The 11,483-nt window shown below is 59.9% G+C and carries 11 protein-coding genes and 1 pseudogene; 1 reads left to right on the top strand and 11 read right to left on the bottom strand.

What is annotated here, in order from left to right; genetic code table 11:
• The 7 genes and pseudogenes from rplW to creB all read right to left on the bottom strand — a co-directional run.
• A pseudogene (rplW, locus tag ASN89_RS29800) lies at positions 1-68 on the bottom strand (50S ribosomal protein L23); the annotation flags it as partial.
• Positions 65-685 carry a 50S ribosomal protein L4 gene (gene rplD / locus ASN89_RS24120; RefSeq protein ID WP_034753197.1) on the bottom strand — a complete coding sequence of 207 codons (621 nt, stop codon included), beginning with the start codon at positions 683-685 and terminating at the stop codon, positions 65-67. The gene rplD and the pseudogene rplW, both read right to left, overlap by 4 nt.
• Before the next feature lie 3 nt (positions 686-688).
• Positions 689-1,345 carry a 50S ribosomal protein L3 gene (gene rplC / locus ASN89_RS24125; RefSeq protein ID WP_010394393.1) on the bottom strand — a complete coding sequence of 219 codons (657 nt, stop codon included), beginning with the start codon at positions 1,343-1,345 and terminating at the stop codon, positions 689-691.
• A gap of 301 nt (positions 1,346-1,646) precedes the next feature.
• Positions 1,647-1,841: a hypothetical protein gene (locus ASN89_RS24130; RefSeq protein WP_046681665.1), complete on the bottom strand. Its 195-nt coding sequence runs from the start codon at positions 1,839-1,841 to the stop codon at positions 1,647-1,649.
• A 219-nt stretch (positions 1,842-2,060) separates the two neighbouring features.
• Positions 2,061-3,446, bottom strand: coding sequence for a cell envelope integrity protein CreD (gene creD, locus ASN89_RS24135; protein WP_082654732.1), 1,386 nt, complete (start codon positions 3,444-3,446; stop codon positions 2,061-2,063).
• Between the two features lie 86 nt (positions 3,447-3,532).
• On the bottom strand, positions 3,533-4,954 hold the full coding sequence (gene creC / locus ASN89_RS24140) for a two-component system sensor histidine kinase CreC (RefSeq protein ID WP_058051041.1): 1,422 nt from the start codon (positions 4,952-4,954) through the stop codon (positions 3,533-3,535).
• Positions 4,951-5,682, bottom strand: coding sequence for a two-component system response regulator CreB (creB, locus tag ASN89_RS24145; RefSeq protein WP_058051043.1), 732 nt, complete (start codon positions 5,680-5,682; stop codon positions 4,951-4,953). The genes creC and creB overlap by 4 nt, the downstream gene beginning before the upstream one ends.
• 165 nt (positions 5,683-5,847) lie before the next feature.
• Between creB and ASN89_RS24150 the strand changes: the two genes are divergently transcribed.
• Positions 5,848-6,393 (top strand): tetratricopeptide repeat protein, encoded by a 546-nt coding sequence (locus ASN89_RS24150; RefSeq protein WP_051991374.1) that lies wholly within the window; start codon positions 5,848-5,850, stop codon positions 6,391-6,393.
• 21 nt (positions 6,394-6,414) lie between these two features.
• On the opposite strand, the gene ASN89_RS24155 is transcribed toward ASN89_RS24150, so the two are convergent.
• The 4 genes from ASN89_RS24155 to ASN89_RS24170 form a co-directional block, all read right to left on the bottom strand.
• Positions 6,415-7,260, bottom strand: coding sequence for a DUF817 domain-containing protein (locus ASN89_RS24155; RefSeq protein WP_058051042.1), 846 nt, complete (start codon positions 7,258-7,260; stop codon positions 6,415-6,417).
• A gap of 142 nt (positions 7,261-7,402) precedes the next feature.
• Positions 7,403-10,138, bottom strand: a complete 2,736-nt coding sequence (locus ASN89_RS24160; protein WP_235432774.1) for a TonB-dependent receptor plug domain-containing protein — start codon at positions 10,136-10,138, stop codon at positions 7,403-7,405.
• A 513-nt stretch (positions 10,139-10,651) separates the two neighbouring features.
• Complete coding sequence (rpsJ, locus tag ASN89_RS24165; RefSeq protein WP_010394389.1) at positions 10,652-10,969, bottom strand: 30S ribosomal protein S10; 318 nt, start codon at positions 10,967-10,969, stop codon at positions 10,652-10,654.
• A gap of 179 nt (positions 10,970-11,148) precedes the next feature.
• A partial coding sequence (locus ASN89_RS24170) for an elongation factor Tu (protein ID WP_082654669.1) occupies positions 11,149-11,483 on the bottom strand: 335 nt, incomplete at its 5' end.

Consider the following 11,483-nt stretch of genomic DNA (forward strand, 5'->3'; position numbering starts at 1 on the left):
TCGGAAATCACGGGCGCCAACAGCACCTTCATCAAGCGTTCTTCGCTATGTTTCAAAATCGCGCTCATGCCAGCATCTCCTCAATCTTGGCCAATGCAGCTTTGGTGACCAGGATCTTCTTGTAGAACACCAGGGACATCGGGTCTGCGTGACGTGGCTCAACGACGAGTACGTTAGGCAGGTTGCGCGATGCCAGTTCCAGGTTTTCGTTCAGAACGTCGGTGATGATCAGAACCGAATCAAAGCCCAGGCCGTTCAATTTTTGCGACAGCAGCTTGGTTTTTGGCGCGTCGATCGTCAGATCGTCGATGACGATCAGGCGCTCTTCGCGAGCCAGCTGCGACAGGATCGAGCAGATACCTGCGCGATACATCTTTTTGTTCACTTTGTGGGTGAAGTTTTCGTCAGGCGAGTTCGGGAAAATCCGACCACCGCCGCGCCACAGTGGCGACGACGACATACCAGCACGAGCGCGGCCGGTACCTTTTTGGCGCCATGGCTTTTTCGTCGTGTGGTGAACTTCTTCACGGTCTTTTTGCTTGCGGTTACCACTACGTGCATTCGCTTGATAAGCGATGACGACTTGGTGGATCAGCGCTTCATTGTAGTCACGGCCGAAAATCGTATCGGCTGCAGCAACGTTCGAGGCGGCTTGACCTTGCGCATTCAGAAGCTTGAGTTCCATCGTTTAAGCTCCCTTCTTGGCTTTGGTTTTGATGGCTGGCGAGACAACTACCTGGCCATTTTTCGCACCTGGAATCGCGCCTTTGACCAGCAACAGCTGACGGTCGGCATCGATACGGGCGATCACGAGGTTCTGGATCGTACGGTTAACGTCACCCAGATGACCGGTCATGCGCTTACCAGGGAAAACGCGACCTGGATCTTGTGCCATACCGATGGAGCCTGGAACGTTATGCGAACGCGAGTTACCGTGCGTTGCACGGCCAGAAGCGAAGTGGTAACGTTTGATAACGCCTGCATAGCCTTTACCGATGGTAACGCCTTGCACGTCGATCTTTTGACCGACTTCGAACAGGGAAGCAGCGACAACATCGCCAGCTTTCAGTTCAGCGGCTTTGGCAGCGTCGACACGGAACTCTTTCAACAGAGTACCGGCTTCAACACCAGCTTTAGCGTGATGACCAGCAACAGCTTTGGTCACGCGGGAAGCGCGACGTTGACCGAATGCGACCTGAACAGCGGAGTAACCATCTGTTTCAGGGGTTTTGATTTGCGCAACACGGTTGTTCGATACGTCCAACACGGTGACAGGAATCGAATCCCCTTCATCCGTGAAAATGCGCATCATACCAACCTTGCGACCGAGAAGGCCTAGGCTCATTTTTTCTCCATTCCCACCTGCGATTGGGCGGGGCTTGTTTAACTACAAAGTAACGTAGGACTCAAAAAAGACGAATCCATACCGAAGCCGGCTAGTATATAGCACAAAAACCCTTGACGCAACAAGTTAACACGAGGTATGTCAAAGTGTTGCGCGACGCCCCTGCGGGAGTTGTTCAGCGCCGTCCACAATTGACCGTTCCTCGGCGCAAAGCGGCCATCCATGCGCCTTGGCGCCACAAAAAAAGGCGCGGACCAGGCTGGTGCCCTGTCCGCGCCCATGCGCCATACCAGCCGCTGGTCTAGCCGTTGCAGCGTTCCAGGCAGTGCTGCATCAGCTCACGGCAAATCGGGCTGCCGCCGAGCGAATTGGTGCAGCCGACATAACTGCTGTCGCAGCGCGAACGGCATTGCGACACATCCTCGCTCGTGGCGGCATACGCATAGCCGGCACTCAGTCCGCAAGCAAAGAGGAAAAAAGCCAGTTTCTTGATCATGGTGCTGTCTCCAGGTTTTTATGTTGGGATGAAAGGAATTGCCCGGTGGCGGCAAGCCATCCTTCCCGCCGCCACCCTACTGCTCTGGTACGCCGCCGCACGCAATTCCGTGCTTTGCGGAAATTAATACCAAAGAGTACCGTAAACAATACCAACTTAAAACCACTTATTTACCAAATAATCAATCTTTCCATGCGTGAGTGACGCTGACCCAGGAGCTTACTGCCCTCCCCTGCCCACCTGATACCAGTCCACCTTGCGTGTTGCCACCATGATGGCAGCCAGCACGGCGAACAGCAGGATGCTGCCCATCACGAGCGCATTGTTTTCCGAGCTGAGCAAACCGTACAGGGCGCCATACAGCACCGTCAGCGCCACGCCGAAACCGATGCCGCGCCAGGCGTTGTGCAGCACGTGCACCAGATAAAAGCTGGTCAGTGCAATACAGGCGGCGCTGGCGATCAGGTAGGCGGCCAGGAAGGCGATGTGCTCGGCCAGGCCCACCAGCAGCAGGAAGAAGATCACCAGCGACAGGCCCACCAGCAGATATTGCACCGGGTGGATCGGCAGGCTCTTCAGGATTTCAAAGATGAAGAAGGCGGCAAAGGTCAGCGCCACGAACAGCAAGCCATATTTGGTGGCCCGGTCCGATTGCGAGTACACGTTCACCGGTTCGATGAAGCCCACGCTGAAGCGGTCGATCTGGCCCAGCGGCGCATTGTCGGGCACCTTGAATTCGCCCTCGATGGTGCTCAGCTGCGTTTGCGCGTTGGTGGCCAGCGAGGAAATGCTCCACTCGACCTGAAAGCCCTCGGCATTGATCTGGCGGTGTTTCGGCGACGGCAGGAAGCGGCCGCCAAACTGCGGATGGGGCCAGTTCGACTTGATGCTGATCTGGCTGTTTTTCGCCACCGGGACGAAATGCTGGCGTTCGATGCCATCGAGGCCCAGGTCAAAGCTGAATTTCACCTGGTGCGCCTGGGCCAGCGGCATGGCCCCCAGCGGCGCGTGCAGGCCGCTGCGGAAGGCAAACAGGTCTGTACCTTGCTCGAATTCGATCTTCTGGCCGCCCCAGTCGATTTTCGGGATGTTGCGGATGCCGCGCACGTCCTCGATGGACAGGGCGACGAAAGGTGCGCCCAGGGTCACGCGCGAGTCCGGCGACTTGCGCGGCAGCTGGCTGCTGGCCGGCACCGTGAAGTCGCCCTGAAACGCATGCTGGCCGCTGTAGACCAGTACCTGATGGATGCCGCGGTAGCGGCGATCCGCGTCGATGCTGCCATTGATCAGCAGGTTGTTCGGGTAGACGAGAAAGCGGCGCTGCACCGTGCGGCGCAGCAACTCCGTGCGCACGGGCGACTTCGCTTCCTTGTCATCGCTGCTGGCCACTTCCACGCGCTCTTCATATTGCTCCGTGTAGGGAATCACGAGGATGGGGCCGATGATGGTTTGTTCGCGCACCGAATCGGCGGCGATGCTGTTGACGGCTTCCTGGCGGAATTCCATCCGTTCCTTGATCGTTTCCTGAATCATCAGCAAAGGCAGGCCGATCAGCAGCATCAGGCCGAACACGATCAACGCTTTGACTAAGAGGGTTTTTTGCATGGCGCATCCTTGAAGTAAGGGGGCCAGTGTAAAAAAGCTGTATGCGTTGACGATGCGGTCCGTGTGAAGCGGGCAAATAAAGTGCGCTAGGCTAGTGGCAGGCACAGGCGCGCGCAGGCGCCGCCCTCCGCATGATTGAGCACTTCGACCGTGCCGCCGTGCAGCGAGGCCACCTCGCGCACGAAGGGCAGGCCCAGGCCCGTGCTCTTGCCGGCGCTCGGACGCGGCAGGGAATAAAAGCGCTCGAAGACGCGCTCGAGCGCATACGCGGGAATGCCCGCGCCGCGGTCGCGCACGGCAATTTCCACCTGGCTGCCCTGGCGCCGCGCCGTCAGGTCGATGCAGCTGCCCGGCGGCGCAAAGCCGGCCGCGTTGTCGAGCAGGTTGCCCAGCGCCTGGCGCAGCAGCAGGGCGTCGCCCGCCACACTCGCCTCGTCGGCCTGCAGTTGCAGGCGCACGCCGCGCGCCGCCAGGGTGGCGGCAGCGTCCTGCGCCACTTGCGCCAGCAACGGCCCCAGTGCGATGCGTTCGGGGTGATCCAGGCGCTGCTGCTTTTCGACGCGCACGAGGGCCAGCAGCTTGTCGATCAGCTGCCGCTGGCGCGCATTCTGTTCCAGGATACTGGCGAGGAACTGGCGCCGCTCGGCCGGCGGCATGTCTTCCTGCAGCAGCTCGGCCGAGGCCTGGATGGCGGCGATCGGGCTTTTCAATTCATGCGCCAGGGTGTGCATCAGCTGCTCCACGTATTCCTTGCCTTCCAGGCGCGTGCGCATCGCCTCGAGCGCCCTTCCCAGGGTGCCGATCTCGTTCGTGCCCAGCGCCGGCAGCGCCACCTTGCGCCCCGCTTCCACGTCGCCGATATAGTGCATCAGCTTGCCCAGCGCATGGTGCAGCCACCAGGCGAACGCCAGGCCGATCAGCAGCGACAGCAGCAACAGGATGGCGCCGCGCTGCAGGATCTTGCGCTGGCTGCGCTCGACAAACGCTTGCACGCTGGCGTTCGGCTTGGCCACCGTCAGCACGCCGATCACCTCACTGCCGTCGCGAATCGGCGCGGCCACGTGCATCACCGTCGACATCTCGTCGTCAGGCCGGCTGCGCGTGCTGCGCGCGCCATACTTGCCCTGCAAGGTCAGATACACGTCATTCCAGCGCGAATAGTCGCGCCCCACGTCGCGCCCGCTGGAATCGAACAGCACGATGCCGTGCCGGTCCGTGATAGTGATGCGGTAATCGAGCGTGCGCTTGCGCACGCCATTGATATTGACGTCCACGCCATGGCGCGCGTAATCCTGCATGCGCTCGGCCACGGGCGACTGCGCCAGCGTGCCCGCCTTCACGTCGGGCGCCACCAGGCTGGTCAGCAGTTGCGAGGTATCGACCAGCGTGTCTTCCAGGGTCGAGCGCACGCCCGGCTTGACCTGTTCCATGAAGACATTCAGCAGGAACCACGCGGCCAGTCCCACGATCAGGAAGTAGCCGAGCAGGATGCGCAGGCCGATCTTCATGCGCCGGCCAGGCTGTAGCCGAGGCCACGGTGGGTGTGGATGGGATCGACCTGCGCATCGACGGCGCGCAGCTTGGCGCGCAGCGATTTGACGTGCGCATCGACGGTGCGCTCGAGCGTGTCGGGCGCACCGCTCCACACGCGCTCCATCAACTGCGCGCGCGACAACACGTGGCCCGGATGCTCGAGCAGGGTCTTCAGCAGCAGGTATTCATAGCGGGTCAGGTCCAGCGGCTGGCCGTGGAACAGCACCCGCGCCTCGAGCGCGCGCAACTCGAAGCGCGCCGGCGCGGTCGCCGTGACGGCAGCGGCTATCGTCATGCCAGTCTCGCGGGGTACCTGAGCGACACCGGCGCGGCGCAAAATGACGCGGATGCGCGCCACCAGTTCGCGCGGCGAAAATGGTTTGGTGACGTAATCGTCGGCGCCGATTTCCAGGCCGACGATGCGGTCGATCTCGTCGCTGCGGGCCGTCAGGAAGATCACCGGCACCTCGGAAAACTGGCGCAGGCGGCGGCACACTTCCAGCCCGCTCATGTCGGGCAAGCCCACGTCCAGCACGACCAGAACGGGCATCTGCGCCGCTTCGCCGGGCATGGGGCGCAGCGCGGCCAGGGCGTGTTCGCCCAACATCACATGGCGCGGCGTAAAGCCGTCCGTGCGCAAGGCATAGGCGATGCTGTCGGCAATCGCCTGTTCATCTTCCACGATCAGGACAGTCTTGGACATGGCGGCGGCACGCATTAATGGACAAGCCCGGAGTATCCCTGAAGCACGCAAGCGGCGTCAATCGCGTGCGCTGGCGAAAAGCCACCCACCCCAAAAAACTTATAGTATATTTATTACGGCATGACTCCACCGATACACCGTGTTTGACACCCGTCCGAGGAGACTATGAAGACCCATACCATCAGCCTGCTATGCGCTGTCAGCCTGCTGGCCGCCTGCGCGGCGCCAGCGACACTCACCACCTCCAATGAACAGCAGGACGCCTGCAACGCGGCCGAACTCAAAGGCCAGTTTGGCGAAGCGGAACTGGCTTGCGTACAGGCGCTGCGCAGCGCCGAACAGGCCGGGGCCAGCGCGGACATCCTGTCGCAGCGCCAGTACAACCTGGGCCGCATCAAGCGCTTGCAGGGCAAGAATGCGGAAGCGGAGCAACTGTACCGGCAAGCCCTGGCCACGGAAGAAGCGGCGCAGCCGCGCAGCGATGCGCGCGTCGGCCGCCGCATGGTGGAACTGGCGTCGGCCCTGGCCGCGCAAGGCAAGTGGCAGGAAGGCACGGGCTATCTGGAACGCGTGCTGCCGCTGCTGCCGAAGCTGTCGCCCGCCTCGCGCACCTATTCGGCGGAAGTGCTGCGCCAGTACGCGAAACAACTGCAAGGCGGCCCGCAAGCGGCGCTGGGCGCGCGCTTCGACGTGGTGGCAGCCAGCTTGTAACAAGTCGACCCGAAGCCCGGCCTAAGGCTGGGCGACGTGGATGCTGGCCTTGATGTGCTTGAGGTGGGCCACGATGGTGAACGTCATCACCACCAGCAGCGACCATGAACTCCATTTGCTGACGTGCACGACCGACCACGCGCCAAGCTGGTTCGGATAGCGCCACACGCCCCAGAAGGTGCTGATGTTTTCAGCCAGCCAGATGAAGAAGCCGACCAGCACGAAACCGAGCAGCAAGGGCATGCTGCGGTCGCGGTCAAGCGGGCGAAACACCACGGTGGTGCGCGCATACAAGCCCAGCGCACAGGCGGCCAGGTACCAGCGATAGTCGCCGATGTAGTGGTGAGTAAAGAAATTGGCGTAGATCAGCAGCGCGATCAGCACCGCCATCCAGTACGGCGGATGGTGGCGAATGCGCATGTCGAGCAGGCGCCAGGTCTGGATGATGTAGCTGCCGACGGCCGCGTACATGAAGCCGGAAAACAGCGGCACGCCGAACACCTTGGTGTAGGCGAAGTCGGGATAACTCCACGACTGGATCGTCCCCGACACCTTGAACACTTCCAGCGCAAAGCCAACCGCATGGAACAGGCAGATGGCTTTCAATTCATCCCACGTCTCCAGACCGCTCCAGAGCATCGCGCCCTGGATCGCCAGCGCCACCAGCAGCAGCACGTCATAGCGCGGCAGGCCGAACAGGCCGGCACGCGGCACCAGGAAGACGGCAGCAAAGAACAGCCCCACGAACAGGCACGACCTCGCCTCCTTGATGCCGAAATACAGGAACTCGGTCAGGAAGCGCGGCCAGCCGCGCAGGCGCTCACGGGGAGCCGCATTTAACAGGTGGGTATCGAGGGCGTTAAGCATGCGGCAACTTTATCTGCCAGCCGCGGCACTGTAAAGCGATATCCCCCCATGCATCGATGCGGGGCAAAAAAAACCAGGCACGCGGCCTGGTTTTTGACACGCCCGGCATCGCTGCCGGACGGTGGGTATCAACTGACGACGATCAGAGGAAGGTGTAGCTGGCCGATACGCCGATACGACGCATCTGGAATGTTTCAGCGTAGCCTGCGCGCCACTGAATCGGTGCAGCCTTGTCGAACAGATTGTCGATGTACAGGCTCAGACGCGTGTTCTTGATGCCGCCATACGACAGGTTGTAATCGACCGTGGTGTTGCTGCCTACACGCGAGCAAGTCGCCATATTCTCGGCCGATACCTTGTTGGTGACGCAGTAGGTCGACGAAGTCTGGTTGTCGTTGCTGAAACCGCTGGCGTAGTTCAGGGTCATGCCGTGGTCGAACTCGCCGGCTTTCAGGCTGGCGCGCAGCTTGGTTTTCAGACGCGAACCGAGGTCATAGTTACCGGCCAGGTTGGTGTCATAGGCATTGTCGGTCACGCTGAACTCCTGGTATTTCCACAGGTAGCTACCTTCCAGTTTCAGGCGAACTTGGCCAATACCGGTGTTGAAACGGCCACCCGCATCAAAGTCGAAGCCCGAAGCACGGGTCTTGCCGCTGTTGACGTATGGGTTGTACAGCAGGCCGATGGCGCCAACGCCGCCGAAGTTGGCAGTATTGCTTGGTGCGTATTTTTTCACCAGTGCCAGGAATTGCGCATCGGAAGCCGAGTTATCGACACGCACCAGCTGTCCGGCTGGCAGGCCAGCTTCGCCGCGCAGGATGTCAGCCACGGCACGGGTACCGATTTCGTCCTTGCGTTCGATATGGTAGTAGTCCAGTGCCACGGTCCAGTTCTTGATCGGTTCGAAAACGAAACCAGCGGTGATCGAACGCGAGGTTTCCGGCTTCAGGTCCTTGTTCGCCGACACGAAGCTAGGCACGCCGCCCGAGCAATCGCTGTTGCGGAAGGTATTCGCCTGCGCCTTGTCGACGGTGGTGGCGGCCGGATTGTTCTGCACCAGATTGTTCAGGGTGCTGGCGGTCGAGCAACGACGTGGATCGCTGACGCTGGTCGCGAACGAGCTGCGGCCCAGGCCATTACCGGTTTCAACGATGTTTGGCGCGCGGAAGCCGCCAGCTGCCGTAGCGCGCAGCAACAGGGTGTCGGTCGCGTTGACGCGCAAGCCCAGTTTCGGCGAGAAGTGCACGTCGCTGTTGGTGGACTTGTCGGCACGTACCGCGGCACTCACTTCGACACGCTTGACCACTGGAATGGTCGCTTCGGCGAACAGCGCGTAGTGATCCATGGTGTCTTTGACTTGCAGGCCGGCGATGCCGACCAGGTCGCCACGCAGCACGTTGTCCGAGCTGGCCATTTCATACTTTTCGCGACGGATGTCGGTACCGAATGCCACGTTCAAAGGACCGGCAGGCAATTGCGCCACTTCGCCGGACACGGTTGCGTCGACGAAAGTGATTTTCGACTCGCCCTTGGTGGTACGCACAGGGAACATCGACTCCAGCAGCGCAGTATCGTTTTGCTGGCCGAACTTGTAGGTGCCGTTGACGATGGCATTGTTGTAGCCGGTAGCGCTCACGGCACGGGTGGCCTTGGTCGCTTTCGAGTTCATGTAGCCGACCGCGGATTTCCAGTCGAAGTTGCCGATGTCGCCGTTCAGGCTCAGCATGACGCGCGTCTGGTCGGATTCGGTGCGGTTGAAGTTGAAGCCGTTGCCGGTGTCCATCATGCGGGCGCGGTATTCCACCGGTACGCCGTAAGGGTTGTTGGCGTGGCCAACTGGTAATTTCGGATAGAAGTAGGGTCCGACCATCTTGCCGTTGATCGCGTCGTACCAGGTGCTCGACGACGTGGTGGCGCTACCATTGCTGACGTTGAATGGCGCGACGATGTAGTCGTTGCTGGCGCCGGCATTGGTGATCTCGAAGTTGGCATCGATATCCTTGCCAATGCGGAAATGCGTGTTGCTGGCCAGCGCATAGCGCTTGGCATTGGTGGTCAGGCCGGTGTACGGCAGGACATCCATCTTGCACAGCTTGTCTTTCGGGTCGATCTTGTCGGCCGGGCAACCTGGCGCGGCAACGATGTTCGTGCTGTTCAGGAAGTAGTTGCCGGTTGGCGAGAACGCGCTCAGGGCGTCCCAGGTCGAACGGCCCGGGGTCTGGCGGTGCCATTCCGGGTAGTGGCTGCGCAGGTCGTCAGCGGTGTAACCGTCGTTCTTGTAGGCTTCGTACGTCAGGTAGGTATTGAAACCGTCCTTGTCGATATCGCCATAACCGACGATGCCGGAAACGTTGCGGCTGCGCTGGTCTTTGAAACCGTCGGTTTCCTTGTAGTTGCCGGTGATCTTGGCGCCTTCGAAGTTTTTCAGCAGGATGATGTTGATCACGCCAGCGATGGCGTCGGAACCGTAGATTGCCGACGCGCCATCTTTCAGGATCTCGATGCGTTCGATGGCGGCAGCCGGGATCGCGTCCAGGTTGGTGAAGTTCTGTTGTGCGCCATCGGCCAGGCCGTATTGTGCAATGCGGCGGCCGTTGACCAGCACCAGGGTCGCGACCTTGCCCAGGCCGCGCATGCCCACGCCCGAGGAACCCGTGGCGAAGCTGCCGGAGCTGCTGCTCGACGAGTCGATCGACGTGCTGATGGCAGCGGAGGAATTCAGGATGCCCAGTGCCGTGGTCTGGCCGGTACGCTCGATGTCGTCGCGGGTCAGCACCTGCAGCGAGCCAGCTGTTTCAGCTTCGGTACGCTTGATGCTACTGCCGGTGACTTCGACGCGTTGCAGTTTTTCTGCAGGTGCGGCAGCTTCTTGTGCCACAGCGTATTGGGAGAAGGCCAGTGTCAATGCTATCGCAAGGGTGCTTTTCTTCAGACGGGGTGTATTGCTCATCACTGTACTTTTCAAAACTACTCCTCAAATATTGTTTTCGTTTTATAAATCGATGCGTTGCACTGACCATTTTTGTAAAATAATCACACATTCTCACGCATGTTACAAATTTCTCACATTTGGCGCGTATGGGAAAGAAACAATTAACAATTGTTGTATTAACCCCACTTTATAGGCCGAGCTCTTTGCTGGAATCAAACTGGCGCGCATTGCACTCGCAGGCAATCCCGGCGAGGAGAGGTGAAAAGAAGAAAACGGATGGGGTAGGATGAAGACAAGCCGGAAGCACCCGCCAAAGGTGCGGCACCAATAGCAATGGGGCCGGGCGCACTCACGATCGTAAGCAGGCCCGGCCCCATCATCAGGCAGCGGGACACCCCACCGGCCTGGAACAGCTGTCAATACCTGATGCTACGGTGTTGTCAGCTGCCCTTGAAACTCTTATTGCAGTTTGATTTCAACATCAACACCAGCTGGCAGGTCCAGCTTCATCAGCGCGTCAACGGTTTTGTCCGTTGGGTCAACGATGTCCATCAGGCGTTGGTGCGTACGGATCTCGAACTGATCGCGCGAAGTTTTGTTGACGTGCGGGGAACGCAGCACATCGAAACGTTGAATACGGGTAGGCAGTGGTACTGGGCCTTTGACGACAGCGCCGGTGCGCTTCGCGGTTTCAACGATTTCCAGAGCGGACTGGTCGATCAGTTTGTAATCGAAAGCCTTCAGGCGAATACGGATTTTTTGGTTTGGTGCCGACATGATATTTCCTTAAAAGAACGAACCGCGCGGTTTGCACGGCAATGAGGTCATACGGGAATTTCTGACGCAACAACCGTCAGGGTCGACATGATAGCACCAAAATGCTTGCCAACCCCGGCAGTTGAATAAAAAGAAGGGCGCCGGGCGACGACGCGTCTTCTTTTATGCAGGCTTAAGAATTAAGCCAGGATTTTTGCAACAACACCAGCGCCGACGGTACGACCGCCTTCGCGGATAGCGAAGCGCAAGCCTTCTTCCATCGCGATCGGGTTGATCAGCTTGACGGTGATCGACACGTTATCGCCTGGCATGACCATTTCTTTGTCTGCTGGCAACTCGATCGAACCGGTTACGTCCGTCGTGCGGAAGTAGAACTGTGGACGATAGTTGTTGAAGAATGGCGTATGACGGCCGCCTTCGTCTTTCGACAGAACATAGATCTCGCCGGTGAAGTGCGCATGCGGCTTGATCGAGCCTGGCTTGGCCAGAACTTGACCACGTTGCACGTCTTCAC

Origin of the sequence: Janthinobacterium sp. Ant5-2-1, assembly GCF_001445815.1 — a bacterium.
GTDB lineage: Bacteria > Pseudomonadota > Gammaproteobacteria > Burkholderiales > Burkholderiaceae_D > Janthinobacterium > Janthinobacterium lividum_E.